Origin of the sequence: Moraxella catarrhalis (genome assembly GCF_001656295.1) — a bacterium.
Classification (GTDB): Bacteria; Pseudomonadota; Gammaproteobacteria; order Pseudomonadales; family Moraxellaceae; genus Moraxella; species Moraxella veridica.
This window is the reverse complement of the sequence record NZ_LXHE01000009.1, coordinates 57254-75992: the sequence shown is the minus strand read 5'-3', so window position 1 is coordinate 75992 and position 18739 is coordinate 57254. Positions and strand designations below refer to the sequence as shown.

Annotated in this window: 13 protein-coding genes, 2 tRNA genes and 1 pseudogene; 8 read left to right on the top strand and 8 right to left on the bottom strand. The window is 45.3% G+C overall.

Annotation, left to right across the window (positions count from 1 at the left end):
* Nucleotide 1: 1 nt before the first annotated feature.
* From AO382_RS04850 to AO382_RS04835, 4 genes are all read left to right on the top strand, one after another.
* Nucleotides 2-1339: an FAD-binding oxidoreductase gene (locus AO382_RS04850; protein WP_081261378.1), complete on the top strand. Its 1338-nt coding sequence runs from the start codon at nt 2-4 to the stop codon at nt 1337-1339.
* 176 nt (nt 1340-1515) lie between these two features.
* Complete coding sequence (locus AO382_RS04845) at nt 1516-2184, top strand: TerD family protein (RefSeq protein WP_064610447.1); 669 nt, start codon at nt 1516-1518, stop codon at nt 2182-2184.
* 129 nt (nt 2185-2313) lie between these two features.
* Nucleotides 2314-2562, top strand: a complete 249-nt coding sequence (locus tag AO382_RS04840; RefSeq protein WP_064618630.1) for a DUF2798 domain-containing protein — start codon at nt 2314-2316, stop codon at nt 2560-2562.
* A gap of 14 nt (nt 2563-2576) precedes the next feature.
* Entirely contained in the window at nt 2577-3176 is a 600-nt protein-coding gene (locus AO382_RS04835; RefSeq protein ID WP_064618629.1) for a DUF2939 domain-containing protein, read from the top strand.
* Nucleotides 3177-3222: 46 nt separating this feature from the next.
* Here the strand turns inward: AO382_RS04835 and AO382_RS04830 are convergent, their stop codons facing one another.
* From AO382_RS04830 to AO382_RS04815, 4 genes are all read right to left on the bottom strand, one after another.
* Complete coding sequence (locus AO382_RS04830; protein ID WP_201030217.1) at nt 3223-5373, bottom strand: M3 family metallopeptidase; 2151 nt, start codon at nt 5371-5373, stop codon at nt 3223-3225.
* A gap of 99 nt (nt 5374-5472) precedes the next feature.
* A complete protein-coding gene (locus tag AO382_RS04825; protein ID WP_227513631.1) occupies nt 5473-7077 on the bottom strand; it encodes an efflux transporter outer membrane subunit in 1605 nt (534 codons plus the stop codon).
* A 9-nt stretch (nt 7078-7086) separates the two neighbouring features.
* Nucleotides 7087-10242: an efflux RND transporter permease subunit gene (locus AO382_RS04820; RefSeq protein WP_064618626.1), complete on the bottom strand. Its 3156-nt coding sequence runs from the start codon at nt 10240-10242 to the stop codon at nt 7087-7089.
* Between the two features lie 13 nt (nt 10243-10255).
* The gene (locus AO382_RS04815; RefSeq protein ID WP_227513630.1) at nt 10256-11659 is read right to left on the bottom strand and encodes an efflux RND transporter periplasmic adaptor subunit; all 1404 of its coding nucleotides are present in this window, start codon (nt 11657-11659) and stop codon (nt 10256-10258) included.
* A 352-nt stretch (nt 11660-12011) separates the two neighbouring features.
* On the opposite strand from AO382_RS04815, the gene AO382_RS04810 reads away from it, so the two are divergent.
* Together AO382_RS04810 and AO382_RS04805 are read left to right on the top strand one after the other, a co-directional pair.
* Nucleotides 12012-12085, top strand: a tRNA-Cys gene (locus AO382_RS04810).
* A gap of 9 nt (nt 12086-12094) precedes the next feature.
* Nucleotides 12095-12181 (top strand) — tRNA-Leu (locus AO382_RS04805).
* 119 nt (nt 12182-12300) lie between these two features.
* Here AO382_RS04805 and tsaA read toward each other — a convergent pair.
* Complete coding sequence (gene tsaA, locus AO382_RS04800) at nt 12301-13017, bottom strand: tRNA (N6-threonylcarbamoyladenosine(37)-N6)-methyltransferase TrmO (RefSeq protein WP_064618625.1); 717 nt, start codon at nt 13015-13017, stop codon at nt 12301-12303.
* A gap of 146 nt (nt 13018-13163) precedes the next feature.
* On the opposite strand from tsaA, the gene AO382_RS04795 reads away from it, so the two are divergent.
* Nucleotides 13164-13937 (top strand): ferredoxin--NADP reductase, encoded by a 774-nt coding sequence (locus tag AO382_RS04795; RefSeq protein WP_064618624.1) that lies wholly within the window; start codon nt 13164-13166, stop codon nt 13935-13937.
* Nucleotides 13938-13987: 50 nt separating this feature from the next.
* On the opposite strand, the gene AO382_RS04790 is transcribed toward AO382_RS04795, so the two are convergent.
* On the bottom strand, nt 13988-14413 hold the full coding sequence (locus tag AO382_RS04790; RefSeq protein WP_064618640.1) for an HIT family protein: 426 nt from the start codon (nt 14411-14413) through the stop codon (nt 13988-13990).
* A 118-nt stretch (nt 14414-14531) separates the two neighbouring features.
* On the opposite strand from AO382_RS04790, the gene AO382_RS04785 reads away from it, so the two are divergent.
* Nucleotides 14532-15176: a hypothetical protein gene (locus AO382_RS04785; RefSeq protein ID WP_064618622.1), complete on the top strand. Its 645-nt coding sequence runs from the start codon at nt 14532-14534 to the stop codon at nt 15174-15176.
* A gap of 4 nt (nt 15177-15180) precedes the next feature.
* Here the strand turns inward: AO382_RS04785 and AO382_RS04780 are convergent, their stop codons facing one another.
* Together AO382_RS04780 and AO382_RS04775 are read right to left on the bottom strand one after the other, a co-directional pair.
* Nucleotides 15181-16422, bottom strand: a complete 1242-nt coding sequence (locus tag AO382_RS04780; protein ID WP_064618620.1) for an AI-2E family transporter — start codon at nt 16420-16422, stop codon at nt 15181-15183.
* Between the two features lie 138 nt (nt 16423-16560).
* Nucleotides 16561-18262: pseudogene (locus AO382_RS04775) on the bottom strand (BCCT family transporter).
* Between the last annotated feature and the right edge of the window lie 477 nt (nt 18263-18739).

Below are 18739 nucleotides of genomic sequence, written 5' to 3'. Positions count from 1 at the left end.
CATCAAAACCGATACCGAATCTACGCAGCACTGGGGACGCGATTGGACAGTACACTTTAGCACCGATTGCCAGGCGGTGCTATTTCCAAAGAGTACCGAAGAGGTGGCAACCATTGTCCGATTGGCTAATGAGCATGGCACGCCCCTGGTCCCTAGCGGTGGTCGCACAGGTCTGTCGGCTGCGGCGGTGGCATCAAAAGGTGAAGTGGTGGTTAGTTTTGATAAGATGAATCACATTGGGCAGTTTTATGATGCCGATCGTATGGTAGAAGTCGAAGCAGGTGTCGTGACCAAGGCTTTGCAAGAGTTTGCCGCAAGTAAAGATCTGTACTATGCGGTGGATTTTGCGTCATCTGGCTCAAGTCAAATTGGCGGCAATATTGGCACCAATGCTGGCGGCATCAAAGTCATTCGCTATGGCATGACGCGCAATCAAATTTTGGGCTTGACCGTCGTCACTGGCAAGGGTGATATTTTAGAATTAAACGGCGGTATGCTTAAAAACGCCACAGGCTATGATCTTCGCCATCTGTTCATCGGTGCCGAAGGGACGCTCGGCTTTGTCACCAAAGCTTTGATCAAGCTTGAAAAACAGCCAGTAAACTTGACCGCCATGGTGCTGGGCGTGCCTGAGTTTAATAGCGTTGTGGCGCTGCTGGATCGTTTTGGGAAGGCGCTGAGCTTAACCGCTTTTGAATTTTTTGATCAAATTGCCGTTGATAAAGTCATCGCAGCAGGTCACACCAAAGCACCTTTTGACAGCCAAGCACCCTTTTATGTATTGCTAGAATTTGAAGCGATGACAGAAGAAGTGCTGGATTTGGCGATGAGCGTATTTGAGCAATGCGCCGAAGATGGCTTGATCATTGATGGCGTGATGAGCCAAAGTGTCGGTCAGCTTCAGGAGCTTTGGAAATTGCGTGAAAGCATTTCTGAAACCATTTCAGTGTTCACCCCTTATAAAAATGATGTGTCAGTACTGATCAGCCATTTGGCAAACTTCATCAGTGATATCGAACAGATCGTCAAAGACAATTATCCAGATTTTGAGATCTGCTGGTTTGGACACATTGGTGATGGGAATCTGCATTTAAATATCCTAAAGCCTGCCAATTTAAGCAAAGATGAGTTCTTTGAAAAATGTCAAACGGTCAATACCTATGTGTTTGATACCGTCAAAAAATACAAAGGTTCCATCTCGGCTGAACATGGTGTGGGCATGACCAAAAAACCTTATCTGACCTACACACGCACCCAGACTGAGATTGACTATATGAAAGCCATCAAAGCCGTCTTTGACCCCAATGGCATCATCAATCCTGGGAAGATTTTTGATTGAGCTTGGGTAAGTGGCGCATAAGCTCGTCCTACCCAAGGTTTATACGTGCATTTGTACAATCTATTTAGGTGTTTTGTTAAAATCACTGATTTTGGGCGCAAATCTTAAGATCAGCACTCGAAAATCTTGGCAAGATCAGGTATGATGACAGTTCATTTCATGGATAAAATTGATTTATGTCTCGAAAAACTCATGTCTTAAAAGAATATTTTGATCCAGTTAAGCTGAGTGAACATCAGCTTGATGGCACGCTAATCGCAGGCGTCAGCTACCATTTTACCAGCCTTGAAAAACAAGGGCTGGCTGCTTTACTTGCCAAACTACCGCTGGCAGACGATGCGCCTGTTGCGATGGATCTTGATCTGTCATGTTTTGTTTATGATAAAGGATTTAATGTCATTGATGTGATTTGGTATGGTAACCTGCGCAACGCCGACGAATCCATCCGCCATCAAGGGGATGCTTTGGTGGGCGCCAAAAGTTTTGAAGACAGCTTGATCCAACAAGAACAAATCCAAATCAAGCTTGATCAGCTGCCTGATACTGTCCATCATCTGATTTTTGTGTTAAGTAGCTATCACAATCAGCCGCTTCGCAAAGCCCAAAAAGGCATGATCTATTTTGGTGATAAAGAAATGCCCAAGGCATATCACATCAGCTTTGACCAAATCGAGCCTGATTGCCAATCTTTGGCGATATGGCAGCTGTCTCGCTATCGCGGGGATTGGGAGCTGAGCTCCCCGATGGCTGACATCAAGCTCACCAAGCTTTCTAATAAATCGCTTGATAAGCTCACAGATGCGGTGACGACTCGCATTCAGGCTGCACAATCTAAGCGATGGTGAGCATCTAAAAAATTAGGCGCCAATCAGTTGCGCCTAATTTTTTAATTTTTTGTTACATTATAAATTACTAAAAGCTGTGTTATTCAGTACAATAGCTGCAACATTTTTGCTGAGTTTGGATGTCAAGTCATGAATTCAAATCGTTCTTTTGCATTTATTCCAGCACGTTTTACGCATTTTGCTTTTGCTTTTTATATGTCAGCCATTATGGCGTTTTTGATGACGATTATTTTGGTTTTGATCAACACCGGCTATGATAGTGCGTTTTGGATGCGAGCCTTTCAATCCTATATCATCGCTTGGCCGATCGCGTTTTTTTGCGTCATTTTTGTGCGTCCTTTGGTGATGCGCCTACTTTCCTTGACTGTCAAATCTTAACGGGTCTTTTATATATGCGTAAATCTCTTACGGCGCTCATCGTTATTTTTTTGGTTCTTTTTGGCGGCTACTATGCCGCATCGCCTTATCTTAAATTGCACCAATTCAAACAAGCGATTGATGCGCAAGATGTGGCGCCGATCATTGAATCGGTTGATTTTGTCAGGGTAAAGGCAAGCGTCAAGGAACAAATCAAAACCCAAATGATTGCTCAATCGCCAGAACTGAGTCAAATGCTAGCGATACCCCACGAGCCAACCACTACCAATTTTGAAGATGGCTTTGCGATGATGGGGGCGATGTTTGCAGTTGCGATGGTCGATGGCTTGGTTGATACGCTGTTGACTCCAAGCATGATCGAGATGGTCATGCAAGGTCAAGAGCTGAATTTGGGCGAACAAGCTCAGCTATATGGCGCCAATCCAAATGAGCTCTCAGAATTATCAAGCAATTTTCGGGCTAATGCTTTTGAATATGACACCGCCTACCGCGGTTTGAATGAATTTCATCTTACAATCACAAAACCCGATAATCAAAAAGCCACCACTTTGGTGCTTGAGCGTGATGGATTATTTGACTGGAAAGTGGTTGATGTGATTTTACCGCTGAATTAAATTTATATACCTTGGCTTAAATAGTTAAGCCAAGGTATAATTTGGCTCATTCGATGCCATAATTGGCAAGCAGTGCCTTTAAGTTAGGCTCTCGACCTCGATAAGCCACATACAATGCCATTGGCGGGCGTGAGCCACCTTGACCCAGAATGGTATCCTCCAATCGCTTGCCCACCACTGGGCTTAAGATACCCTCTTCTTCAAACTTAGCAAATCCATCATTGGCAAACAGCTCTGACCACAGATAGCTATAATAGCCTGCCGCATAGCCGCCTGAAAAGACATGGGAGAATGTGTTTGGTCGGCGGACAAAGTCAGGCAAATCGATGACGCCAATTTCTTTATTGACTTTTAAATACAGCTCTTGGGCATGCTGCATCGTATGAGCTGTGCTGTCGCTGTGCAAGCGCATGTCAAAAATACCAAATTCAAGCTGACGAATCAGGCTCATCGCACCTTGATAATGTTTGGCTTCAATGACTTTATCCAGCAAATCAGCAGGCAGCGGCTCACCGGTCTGATAGTGCGCCGAAATGAAAGGCAGCGTCGTACGGTTAAAGGTAAACCCTTCCATTAATTGGCTTGGCACTTCGACAGCATCCCAAGGCACACCTGAAAGACCTGACACTCCATACACATCCATTTGGGTGAGCATCAGATGGATGGCATGTCCAAACTCGTGGAAAAGCGTGGTTACTTCATCATGCAATAATAATGACGGCTGACCTTCTGCCGAACGGCGAAAATTCGTCACAATCACTGCTACAGGCAGCTGAACACTCTCATCGATACGGCGAATGCGATTGATCGCTGTGGACATCCAAGCCCCACCACGCTTATTGTCACGGGCATACATATCCAAATAAAACGAAGCCTTATGGCGGTTTTGGGGATCATAAACCTCATAAAATTTGACCGAGCTGTCCCAAACATCTGCCTGTCCACGGCGAATGGTAATCCCAAATAAGCGCTTGGCGATTTCAAATAAACCTGATAGTACTTTTTCTTCAGGGAAATATTCTCTGAGCAATTCTTTATCAAAAGAATAAAGTACGCTTTTGTGTTTTTCGGTATAGTACGCCACATCCCACGCATTGATTTTATCCACGCCATAAGTCTGCTTGGCAAACTCCCTTAGCTCTGCAAACTGCGCCTGTGCCTTGGGTCGGCTGCGTACGCTTAGATTGGTCAAAAAATCCATCACTTGCTTTGGGCTGTCTGCCATCTTGGTCGCCAAAGAATATTCAGCAAAATTATCAAAACCAAGCAATGTTGCCTTTTGATGGCGCAGTGTCATGATCTCAGCGATGACTGGCGTATTATCCCAACCGGTGGTATCCGCCAGTGGTGATGCCTTGGTCGAAAATGCCTTATAAACGGTGCGGCGCAAATCGGCATCATCAGCATAAGTCATGACCGCCATATAGCTTGGGATATCAAGCCCGATGCGATAGCCACTCTCCCCTTTGTCTTCGGCGGCTTGTTTTGCACTTGCCAGTGCCGCATCATTAAGTCCTTTGAGTGCATCCGCCGTTGGGAAAGTGCGATGCCAACCATTGGTGGCGTCCAAAGCATTATTCCCAAACTGCGTGCTAAGCTCTGATAATCGCTGATCGATCTTCGCCAATTGTTCCTGTTTGTCTTTGGGTAAATCCACGCCAGACAGGCGAAACTCAAGCACAACATCATCAATCAGCTTTTGTTGGGCGGTGGTCAAAGTGGCGTATTCTGGTGAGTTTTTGAGCGCCAAAACCGCGTCAAATAATGGTCGATGCATGCCGCGCCAAGTATAAAATTCGCTCACCAAGCTGCGCGCCTCATTATAAGCTTTACGCAGTGCGTCATCATTGGCGACCGCGTGCAAATTAGAAACAGCCGACCATACTCTGTCGATTTTGTCATCAATTGCAGCAAGCGGAAAGTAGAAATTTTGCCAAGTGATATCAGGCTCATTGGCGACGGTTTCGATGGTTTTTTTGGCTTCTTCAAACAAAAACATCATCGCAGGCTTGATATGCTCAGGCTTAATTTTTGAATATCTTGGTAAACCACTAAAATCAAGCAAAGGATTGTCCATCAGCTCTTTGGGGATTTGCAACGACACATTGGGCACCACACCCAAAGCAACATTGGGCAGACCAAAAATACCCATCGCTGTCATGCCAAGACTACCAAACAAAAAACGACGTCGATTCATCATCCATCCTTATGACTGATTAAAATTAGGGTTTTTCATTCTATCATAAGCCAAAAACAAAAGCACCCATGCTGATGGGTGCTTTTGTGACCGAAAGAATCACTGAGCCGGATGTGCTGCTGGTATGGTAGCGGGCTCAGGCTGTGCGATGACCGGCGATGTGCCAGGCGCAGCTAAAGGCGCAGCCATCATCTCATCACTGGCAAGTTCGGCGGTGCGCATGGCTTCACGCTGACGATTAAATTCTGTGATTTGCTCAGCGGTTAAGCTTGCGCCGCCGCCCAAGGCTTGGTACAGCTGGATTTGACTGACCAGTTTGGCAAGCTCAAGCTGCAGGATGTTCTGCTGATTGGTAAACAAAGACCGCTCAGCGTCCAGCACCGTCAGATAATTATCCAATCCAGAACGAAACCGCGCGTAGGCGATATCATAAGTCTGACGATAGTTATCTTGAAGGCGAAGCTGAGCATCGATGCGCAAGCCCAAAGTCGCACGCTCAGCTAAGACATCTGAGACTTCTTTAAAGGCAGTTTGAATGGCTTTTTCATAATCCACCAATGCCGACTGCTGAGCGACTTGCGCCATCTCATGATTGGCGCGGCGACTGCCTGCATCAAAGATGGGCAAGCTGATCGCAGGCCCAAAAGACCAACCCAACGCGCTTGATTCAAACAAGTTATTCAAACTATTACTGCTAAAACCCACATTCGATGATAAACGAATCGATGGAAAATAAGCCGCGCGTGCTACATTAATATTCGCGCCTGCCGCTTTTAGGCGATGCTCAGCCTGCACGATGTCTGGGCGATAATACAAAAGCTCACTGGGCAGACCTGCACTAAACAATGTCTGTGCGGTGATATTCCCCATGTTCATACTAGCGTCTATCACTGGCAGCAGCTCATTTGGGACAGGGCGACCGATGAGCAGCTGCAGCGCATTTTTAGCTTTCAAGATACTGGTATCTGCTGCATATACCGCCAAACGCGCTGACTCAAGCGAACTTGCCGCTTGTAGGCTTGGCGACTTAGAATCAATTCCTGCCTCAAAACGCTTTTGGGTAATCATCATCGCATGTTCACGAGTTTTTAGCGTCTGTTCAGCCAGCTGTCTTTGAGCCAAAGCATGGGCTAAGCTCACATAGCCTTGAGCGACACTTGAGATGATCGAGATTTGAGCAGCATCTTTGGCAGCGTTAGTTGCTAAATACTGATGCAGCGCCTGCTCTTTTTGACTGGCGACTTTACCCCACAAATCCAGCTCATAGCCACTCATTGCAAGCCCAACATGATAATTGGTTGAGGCATTGGCATCGACGCGGTTATTGGCTTGGCGTGTTACGCTGGCATTTGAGCCGACTTGTGGCACGCTGCCAGCTTCGGTGATTTGATACTGGGCACGCGCTGACTGAACAGCCAAAACTGCCGATTGCAAGTCTTTGTTATTTTGCAAAGCAAGCTCAATCAAGGCTGCAAGTTTAGGGTCTGTATAAAATTCCTGCCAGCGCAGTGATGCCACACTTGGCGCCTGAGCGACACTGATGGTGTCAGCATCATAGACTTGATAGCCATCCTTCATAGGCACATTAGGCACCGCCAGAACGGGTGCCGATGTGTCAATTTTCTTTGGAATGCTACTACAAGCTGCCATGCTGATAGCCAGCGCTGAGAGCGTTAAGATACGCGCAGTTGTAGAGATTTTCATAATCCATCCTTAAACATGTTCATGAGGTTCAGCACCAGTCACAGGCTGAGCTTTTGACTTGTAGGGAAAGAGCGTACGCACCCAGACGTAAAACATTGGGATAAAGAATATTCCCAAGAACGTCGATGTCAATACTCCGCCCAAAACCCCCGTACCAACAGCGTTTTGACTACCTGAACCTGCGCCTGTGGCAATATATAGTGGCACAACACCCATACCAAAAGCAAGCGAGGTCATGATAATTGGGCGCAAACGCATACGCGCCGCCATCATGACCGACGCTTTGAGAGTTTGACCAGACTCTTGGATTTCTTTGGCAAATTCAATGATCAAGATGGCATTTTTTGCCGACAGACCCACTACGGTCAATAGTGCGACTTGCAAGTACACATCATTGGCAAGACCATGGATTTTGGTGAGCAATAAAGCACCAATCACGCCCAAAGGAATGACCAAAATCACCGCAAAAGGCACAGACCAGCTTTCGTACAGTGCCGCTAAGCACAAGAAAACGACCAAAATCGATAAAGCATACAGCATCGGCGCTTGACCACCTGATTTTTGTTGTTCAAGCGATAATCCCGTCCACTCAAAATCAATACCAGCAGGCAGCTGTGATGCCATTTGTGCCATTGCCTCCATGGCATCGCCTGTGCTCAGACCTGGAGCAGCTGCGCCTGTCAGCGCCATCGAAGAGACGCCGTTATAGCGCGCCAAGCTTGGACTACCATATTCCCATTTACTGCTAGAAAAAGCACCAAAGCTCACCATCTCACCAGATTGATTGCGCACATACCAGCGATTGATGTCCTCAGGCACCACGCGGCTGTCTGCCTCACCTTGGATATAGACTTTTTTGATGCGTCCGCGGTCAATAAAGTCATTGACATAACTGCCGCCCCACGCCTGTGCGATGGTGTTATTGATCGTCGCCAGAGGTACGCCATAAGCGGCTGCCTGCGCTTGATTGATATCAACTTTTAGCTTAGGTGCGTCCTCTTGACCACCTGGACGAATCGAAGCAATCGCTGGATTTTGCATCGCCATACCCATCAGCTGATTACGTGCATCCAGCAAAGCTTCATGGCCTACACCACCAACATCTTTTAATTGTAGATCAAAGCCGCTGGCATTACCAAAGCCTTGGATTGGCGGCGGTGCGATTGGGAAAATCAAGCTTGCTTCTGGAATCATCATATTCATCGCCATCGCTCGGCGCGCGATACTCTGAGCGGTATTTTCACTACCTACTCGCTCATCCCAATCTTTGAGCTTGATAAATGCCATCCCAGCATTTTGACCGCTGCCCATGAAGCTAAATCCAGAAATCGTAAACACCGATTCGATGTTATCCACTTCTTTATCATGATAATAATTCGCCAGTTTATCCATCACCGCATTGGTCTTATCAAGTGTTGAGCCTGCTGGCAGTTGCACCAAAGTCATGACCGCACCTTGATCTTCTTCAGGTACAAATGAGCTTGGCAGTCGCATAAAGATAAATGCCATAACCGCCACAATGCCAGCATACACTGCCAAATATACCAATTTAGAGGCGTAAGTTTTGCCAACAAAGTTTTCATAGCGGCGACTGGTTTTGTAAAAAAAGCGGTTAAACCAACCAAAAAATCCAGTTTGGGTGTCAATGTCTTTATGTGCTTGACGCTTTAAAATGGTCACACACAAAGCCGGCGTAAACACAAGTGCAATGAATGCAGACAGTGCCATACTGGTCATCAAAGTAACCGCAAACTGTCGATAAATCACGCCTGAAGATCCCCCAAAGAAAATCATCGGCACAAAAACCACCGATAAAATCAGCGCAATACCAATAACAACCTTACTAATTTCATTCATCGACTGAATGGTGGCATCCATCACCGAGATGGTAGGATTTTCTTCCAAAATCCGCTCAACGTTTTCAACGACGATGATCGCATCGTCCACCAATAGACCAATGGCAAGCACCATCGCAAACATGGTTAAGATATTAATACTATAACCAAGCACCGACAGCACAGCAAATGTCCCCAAAATCACCACTGGTACTGCCAATGTTGGGATAATCGTCGCTCGCCAATTTTGTAAAAATAAGAACATCACCAAGAAAACCAGCACCACCGCTTCTAACAGCGTATGCACTACCTGTGTGATTGACAGTCGAACAAATGGCGTTGTGTCATAAGGCACGACCATTTTTAGCCCTGGCGGGAAGCTTTGTGACAGCTCATCTAAGCGTACACCCACCGCTTCACGCACTTCAAGCGCATTAGCACCTGGTGCAAGCATAATGGCAAGGCCTGATGCTGCTTGACCGTTATACTGGGCTCTAAATTGGTAATTTTCACTACCAAGCTCGACACGAGCAACATCTTTGATGCGTACTTGAGCACCTGATGTATCTGTTTTTAATAAGATATCTTCAAACTGCTCTGGCGTTTGCAGATAGCTTTGTACGCTGACGGTCGCATTAATCACCACACGATCCGTATTGGTTGGCAAAGTACCTAACTGCCCTGCCGACACCTGAACATTTTGGGATCGGATGGCAGATGAAACATCTGACGGCATCAAATGATAGGCACGCAATTTGGCAGGATCAAGCCAAATACGCATGGCATAAGATGAACCAAACACATTGGTGCCACCAACACCTTCCACACGGCTTAGGGGATCGACAATATTCGTTGAAACATAATCAGCAATATCCGACTGATCCATACTGCCATCTTCAGACACAAAAGCTGCCACCATCAAAAAGTCACTGGCGGATTTTTCGACATTCACGCCCATACGCTGCACCGTCTCAGGCAGCGAGCTCATGGCGGGCTGTAGCTTATTTTGGACTTGTACTTGAGCGGTGTCTGGATCGGTATCATTTTCAAATGTCAACGTCACAGAAGCAGACCCTGTGGCTGATGAATTTGATGACATATACATCAATCCATCAATCCCTTTCATCTGCTGCTCGATGATCTGTGTGACCGAGTTTTCAACCGTTTCAGCATCAGCACCTGGATAGATGGTGCGTACCGTCACTTGAGGCGGCGCAATTTTTGGATATTGTTCAATCGGCAAATTATTAATTGCCAAAATACCGACCAGCATGATGAGAATTGCAATCACCCAAGCAAAAATCGGTCTATGTATAAAAAAACGAGACATAATATACCTTTATTTACTTGGTTTCGTCAGCAGCGTTCATCGCAGCTTGTTCTTCGGCGGATGGCTCAGAGGCGGTCGCATCGCTTTGCGGTCTTGCCATTGGAATGTTTGAGTTAACATTACTTGGTTTAGAAGGCGGCGGCGCGCCGTTAGCATTTGCTTCACTGCTGGCAGCCGGCAGTTCTCGCACATTAACCTCTTGGTCTGGCTTGACTTTGGCACCACCAATAATCACGACACGATCACCAGAATTAATACCACCTGTTACAATCCAATTACCATGGTAAGTGCCTGCCGTCGTTACCGTACGAATCTCGATTTTGTTATCTGCATTGACGATATAAACTTGGGTTTCGCCTTTTGGTGTACGCATGATCGCTGATTGTGGCAATAAAGCTGCTTCATGCACCACGCTTTGAATTAAGCGAGCATTAACAAACATACCCGGTACAAGCTTACCATCAGGATTTGGGAACACAGCGCGTAAGGTCATGTTGCCTGTGGCTGTATCTACTTGTGCATTGGCAAGTAGTAACTGTCCTAAGATGGGATAAGTTTGACCATCTTCAAGCACCAGCTGAACCTCTGCACTGCCTTGACCTGCTTGACCAGATTCTATCTGCTCACGCAATCTTAGCATTTCGGTTGAAGATTGGCTAATATCTACATACACTTCATCCAGGCGATTGATCGTCACCAGTGGTGTTGGCTGATTGGCAGACACGAGCGCACCTGCTGTCACCGCTGAGATGCTCGTTACACCACTGATGGGTGCCTTGACAATGGTACGACCTGCGTCCAGCTGACTGGCGTTTAGATTGGCGCGCGCACTTTGTACGGACGCAGTAGCGCTTTGGATGTTGGCGTCTGCCTGCGCAACCGCGGCTCTGGCAGCCGAAACATTGGCTTCAGCGGTGCGCATGGCAGTCACTGCTTGATCAAAAGATTGGCGAGAGATTGCCTCCACATCCAATAAACCCTCAAGTCGCATCACATCTGCCCGCGCCTGCGCCAAATTGGCTTCTTGGGCGGCTAGATTGGCTTGGGCTGATGCTCGCGTGGCCTCAGCATTACCGACAGCTGCCTCGGCGTTTTGGACGGCTGCTTCACCTGCCTGCACTTGGCTGGTATAGCTATCGACATTAATCCGATATAAAGGCTGTCCTGCCCGCACCATACTACCTTCATAGAACAGCACTTCATCAATAATACCAGTCACCTGCGGACGAACTTCCGAGGTCTCAATGGCGGCAACACGCCCTGCAAAGCTTTGGATCACTGGCACAGTTTCAAGCGTGATGGTCTGCACATCTACCGTCGGATTTGGCATTTGTTGCTGCACGCCGTCATCACGCCCACACTGGTCATCAGCCCAATGATCAGAGCTGCTCTTAGATTTAATTTCATGATAACCCACTTTAAAACTGAATGAATAATTTTATGGATTTGCTGACTTGGCATTTATCACTGCGATAACTGCAAAATTCCCTCAGACACAAAATCAAGCAAACCCTTAAAACCACCATGTCTTTGACTAGGATTTGCCCTGTATTTAGCATAAATACAAAAGTACTAAATTTCTTATTATAGCTGATTTTGATTCAAAACATTGAGATTTTTTTGAGAAATTTTTGGGCAAGTTGTCAAATTTGCGTCTTGCAATTTGTGCTTTTTTATGAGCAGCTGTGCACACTTGGCAGATTTTTAAAAATTTTTGAAAATTTTGCTTGTAATTTTAAAATTTTTTGGTAAGATAGCAGGACTTAAATGGCTGGATGGCAGAGTGGTCATGCAGCGGACTGCAACTCCGTGTACGCCGGTTCGATTCCGACTCCAGCCTCCAAGTATTCTTGCCCGAGTGGTGAAATTGGTAGACACAAGGGATTTAAAATCCCTCGCTCTTACGAGTGTGCCGGTTCGAGTCCGGCCTCGGGCACCATTATTATCTTTGGTATTAATTATCTTTGGTATTACCAAATTTAACAAATAACCGCTAAATCTGATTAGGTTTTAGCGGTTTTTTTGAATTGTGCAATTGGTTAGGGTGATGAATACATTTTAAGACCCAATCAAGCGAACCCCAACAATCGTAAGCGTGCCTGTCTCATCCATCAAAAAATCCACATCTACGCCATCGTAGCGTAAAGCAAAAGATGTACCAACTTCCTCTTGGCGATAAGCAGGTCTTGGGTCTTGAGCGATGAGACTTTGAATGATTTGAACATCTGCCTCATCTAGCACCTTTTGTAGAATCAATCCATCAAATGCCTGCTTAGCTTTGGCATCCATGATAACTTCGCGCGTGGACGGTGTGTCTATGTGAGTGCTGATCGCATCATGGATACAGTCTGAAAAGGTCAGATACGGCTTGATATCCAAAATTGGCGTGCCATCCACCATATCCGCCCCAAGGATATGCAGCACGACCTTATGATCAATTCGCTCGATACGCTCAAGGCGCACCACCGACAGCCCCAAGGCAGATGGGCGATACATACTACGCGTGGCAAAGACGCCCATCTTAGCATTCCCCCCAAATCGCGGCGGTCTGACCTGTGGTCGAAAATTAGCCTGAGCGCGGTTATGGTGAAACTGCCAAATTACCCAAAGATGGCTATAATTTTCCATGCCCTCAAAAGCGGCGACCTGATCATAAGGCGGCACAAATTCAATCCGACTTGAGACATTCACCAGATTAGGCTGTCTGGGCGCACCAAATTTTTGGGTCAGTGGAGAGCGATGGTGGCCAATGATGGGTAAATTTATCATAGTCATAGAGAATTTTTCTCGTTTATGCTAAAATGAACAGCACTTATTCCAAAATTACCCTAAAATCATGGGATAAAGCTCGTTATTATACGCAAAAATAACTTCATTTGTCAGCAGTCATCCGTCTGCCGACACCAAAATCAGAGAATGCTATGTCAAAGTTTATCACAGAAACCGTTACTTATGTGCATCACTGGAATGACAGCCTATTTACCATCAAAACCACGCGCGGTGACAGCTTGCGCTTTCGTAATGGTGAATTTGCCATGATTGGCATTATGGTTGATGGCAGACCCTTGGCGCGTGCTTACTCGATTGCCAGCCCAAATTGGGCAGAAGAGCTTGAGTTTTTTTCAATCAAAGTGCCCGATGGTCCACTGACTTCTCGTCTACAGCACATCAAAGTCGGTGATGAACTACTGATCAGCAAAAAGCCAACGGGTACTTTGGTGCTTGATGACTTATTGCCAGGCAAACATCTGTACATGCTTGCCACAGGTACAGGGCTTGCGCCGTTTTTATCACTGTGCCGCGATCCTGAAGTGTATGAGCGTTTTGAGAAGGTTATTTTGGTACATGGTGTGCGCCATGTTGATGATTTGGCTTATCGTGATTTTTTTGAAAATGAGCTGCCTAATGATGAAATTTTTGGCGAATGGGTTCGCGAAAAATTCATTTATTATCCGACTGTCACCCGCGATGAGTTTCGCAACACTGGGCGCGTGACTGATTTGATGAAATCAGGGAAGCTGTTTGAAGATATTGGCTTGCCACCGATGAACAAAGACGATGACCGCGTGATGATTTGTGGCAGCATGGCGATGAATGCCGATACTGCCGCCATTTTAGATGGCTTTGGCTTGACGGTCTCACCGCGCATGGGTGAGCCTGCTGACTATGTGGTTGAGCGTGCGTTTGTTGGTTAATCAGCCGTCATCCAAATAAAAGCCAAATCCGAGTGATTTGGCTTTTGTTTTTACTCATCAATCGCTTTGGATAATTGTGCCGCTAATTGCGCCAGCTCATCTTGATCAGCAGATGCCGATTCGTGCTTAGCAAAGGCGCTAAAATGCGCTGGCACAAGGTGCATGTGATAATGAAATACCGACTGCCCTGCTTTGGCATGGTTGAGCTGCATCTGAGTGATGCCTTGTGTTTGTAGAACTTGCCGTTGGGCTTTGATGACTTTTTGGGCGGTGGCGATGACCGCTTGAGCGTACTCTAAGGGCAGATCAGACAGCTCTGTAGCAGGATATTTTGGAATCACTAATACATGCCCTTTGGCAACTGGCATGATGTCCATAAACGCCAATGTCTGATCATCTTCATATACCTTATGACAAGGGATGTCCCCTGCTAGAATCTTGGCAAAAATATTGGCATCGTCATAATGCGTTGTCATCATATATACTCCTTATTTGTTGGTATGATGGCTCATTTTAGCACAGCTTGGCTGATGAAATGCTCGGATTTTGTTGTGAATTTATGCTATAGTATGGATTTTAAATTGATGCGCTCACATGGATACTGCCGATACACTCATCCTCCAAGAAGTTCTTTTTGATGCCAGCTACTCATTTCGTGTTCATAATGTTAAGCTTGGCACGTTAGAAGCCATCCATGATTTGCCGCAGATGTTTTTGGCACATTATGATCAATTAGATGATGATCTAAAAGCCAGCACGCCTCTAACACCGCAGCTGCTAAAAAATCTAAATACGCCTATGACCACTGATGAGGCCATCACTTTGCTTGGTCTGCCACCCAAGAGCATTGCTGCGCCTTGGCACATTAAGCTTGGTGGTACGGCGGTGATCGCTTGTGATACACTGTCTTTGGCAGTCCATGTGAATTTCACCAATACCGCAAAATCCCATCAAACTGTCTATGGCGATAAACAAATGCTCATCAAGCAAGAAGCCGAACACTGGCAGCTGGCGGGTAATGTCAATGTTTTGTTCAAAAATCCAGCCCATGATCTTGTCAGTGTCGATCTTGAGGACGACAGGCTGGTCATCGAGACGCACGGCAGCTATGTCCGTTTACCAAATAGTCATGCGCTTGCCACGACTCATGCAATCAATACGCTGAAAAATACGCATCCAGATGCTTTGGATTATCTGCATCAAGCAATCATCGAAAAGGTAACAGCAAGCGCCATTTGACGGCTTATTCATCAGTATTTTTGGGTTCTACATCTTGAGCGATGCGACCTTGTTTTCTTTGGCGCAATAGTTGAAGTCGGCGTTTAAGTGACGGATTTTCTTCGATACTTTGCTTTTTTTGATAAGTTTCCCAATCTCCAAAAGGGTCAGCTCTCATCTGATCTTCATTTTGATCCAAAATACGCACCGCATAATCACCCAAGGTAAATTTAATATAAACCACCTGCACCCATACGATCGCCATGACCATCAAAGGCGCCGCCAAAGCAACGCCCAAAATGCCTGTGATTGAACCCATAATGACCTGAGATAACAGCAATGCCACTGGTGGCAAATCAACCATGCGATTTTGGACAATTGGGGCGATCACATAGCTTTCTAGCTGCTGCACCACAACAATCATAACCGCCACCCATAACAGCATGTCAGGCGCAACAATCAAAGTTAGCAGCATAATGGGCACCGCTGACAGCCAAGGACCAAGCACCGGCACAAAATCCAGCAAAAACGCAATAAACCCAAGCGCCAACGCAAATGGAATTCCCATTAGCCAAAGCGTCACACCTGTGGTTACGCCAACAAATGCCATCACGACCAATTGACCCAGCAGCCACTGCTGCATTGAGCGATAACTGCGATCAAGCAAATATTCTGCTTTATCACGGTTATCTTTGGGTACCATCGCCACAAAGCTGCGACGATAAATCGACGGTGAGATTGCCAAAAACAGCCCAATAATCATGATCACCACAAAAGTACCCATGCCACTGACCATACCGCCCAAATAGCTTGGCAAATGCGCCATCGCACCATCACTGAATCTTGCCAAAAAAAGCTGCGGATCATGTCTTAATTCGCGCGCCCAGTCTTGATTGGCGAGCCATTCATAAATAGCAGGATAACTTTGTAAGTATTGATGCATGTACTCAAATGCCTGCGGCACCAACTGCTTTAAATTTTCTAACTGAAGCGCCAATTCATGCCCAAATAAAGCAATGAATCCTGCAAAGACCACCATTAGTCCCAAGATGACAGCGCTTAATAAAATGCCATGTGGCAGTTTTTTAAGATGCTTACCCACCCAAGGCAGCTTAGTCAAATACTCAACCAAGCACAGCAAAAAAACTGCGGTCAAAATTGAAGCAAAAACAATCAGCCAAACATGCACCAAATAATAAAAGCTCAGCAGTATCAAGACGACCGCCACCGCCATAAAAATAAACGACTTTTGTTCTTGTGTATTCATAGATTTGCCATTGGACTTCACGATTTATAAAGTTTTATTCATCTTTAAAATTGTGTTTATCATATCATCATTCATCAACATAAAAAAGACGGCTTGATGTCTTTATCAAGCCGTCTTTATCAATAACTCCGACAGTGATTATGATTGAGCTGATTGGTCTGATTTAGGCAAGGGTAACGGTCCTTTTAAAAGATACTCATCAATCATTTCATTTTGAGAATTATGCTCAGCGGACTCTTCGGTGATGTACCACTGGCTATTACGGTACAGCGTCAAGCGATCACGACCCAAACCACGCCACAGACAATACATCATCACAAAAACCACAATTGCAAACGGCAATCCTGCCACAATCGCCGCCGCCTGCAATGCACCAAGCCCGCCAGCTGCCAATAAAACCGCTGCAATAATACCTTCAGAGGTCACCCAAAATAACCTTTGAATTTTTGGTGGATCTGTTTCACCGCCAGCCGTCAGCATATCCACCACCAAGCTTGCACTGTCTGCTGATGTGACAAACCATAACACAATCATAATCATAATCACAACCATCAAGCCCTTGGTAAATGGGTAATGTTCAATGAATCTAAAAATGGCACTGCCGTAATCAGCTTGAACCGCTTCAACAAAACCATACGACCCAAGCATCTCCATATGAACCGCTACGCCGCCAAAGGTTGTAAACCATAAAAATAAAAGCAGCATCGGCACAAACAGCACCCCAAATAAAAACTCACGAATGGTACGACCTCGAGAAATGCGCGCAATAAAAATCCCCACAAATGGCGACCAGCTCACCCACCATGCCCAATAAAAGATGGTCCAAGATGACTGCCAATCTGTATCAACATAAGCTTCACTCCAAAGCCCAAGCGTAATCAGATTGCCTGCATAGTTACCAATATTTTCAATAAAGCTATCAAAAATAAACCGTGTTGGACCTGCCAAAATCATAAAAGCAAGCATCACCAAGGTGGCTAAGATGGTAATATCACTTAAGCGTTTTACGCCCTTATCAAGCCCTGCCATTACCGACAGTGCCGCACATACCGTAATCCCAGCGATTAATCCTAGCTTTAGTGTTAAACTTGGTGTCACGCCCCATAGTTGTGCCAATCCTGTCTCAAGCTGCATCACGCCAAGACCCAAAGAGGTCACCACACCAAACATCGTGCCAAATACCGCCAAGATATCAACCGTATGACCCCAGCCACCATAAATGCGTTTACCAATCAATGGAAATAGTACCGAACGCACAGACAACGGCAATCCTCGGCGATAGTGAAAATATGCCAAAGATAATGCAACCACCGCATACACTGCCCACGCATGTAGCCCCCAATGCAAAAATGAAATTTGCATCGCTTCAACGGCTGCATTAACCGTCTCAGGTTCGGCTCTGGGCGGTGCGGCAAAGTGATACAAAGGCTCAGCAGTACCCCAATATAAAAGCCCAATGCCAATACCTGCTGAAAATAACATGCCAATCCATGAACCAAAAACTGTATGCTGGCACTTCGGTTTGATGTCCAAGTCGAATATCACCATAGCGACTTAATGCCAAATATATACAAAATGCTAAAGCAAGATTCATCAAAATCACCAGCCCAAAACCAAAATTTTGGCTGATAAATTGCTGCATTTGCCCAAATACTTGCCCTGCTTGCTCACTAAATATCGCACCATACAGCATAAATGCTATGACCAAAAAAGCAGAAACAGCAAAGACAGGGATGCTAACCTTTGGAAAAATACCAAACCGACTTATCTTAACGCCTTGGTTCATCATTTGTATGTCTTTATGATTTTTTTGATGAGAAGGTGGTTGTGATACACTCATAAATTTAAATTCCTCAATTTTTATAAAATTTTAATTAATTTATTAAGTTAATTTCATTAATATACTATGATTATTCAGTTTAATAAAATGTGTCAATGACAAATCATTGATATTTTGGGACATAAGCCTAACAAGAATACCGTTTTATTGCAAATTTTGTGAGATATTGTTACCCAAATTTATTACCCAAATTGTGAGCAATTTTGACTAAATCCTCATCAGATAAAATCAATAAAATTTTGTTTTTATGACAATTTTTTAAGTTGGGCGTGTGTATTTGGTTTATATGTTTGGCTTTTGTAATTTTATGATATAATCTCATAAATATCATTTGATCAATCAGCCAAAAAAGCAAGGCAAAGTGAATAAGCTGCTATTAATAACTAATAGTTATGTTTATTACAAAAAATCAAACAACTTTTTGGTATCAAACAATGCTAAAATAGCAAAAATTAGCCAAATTATGGGCTGCATAAA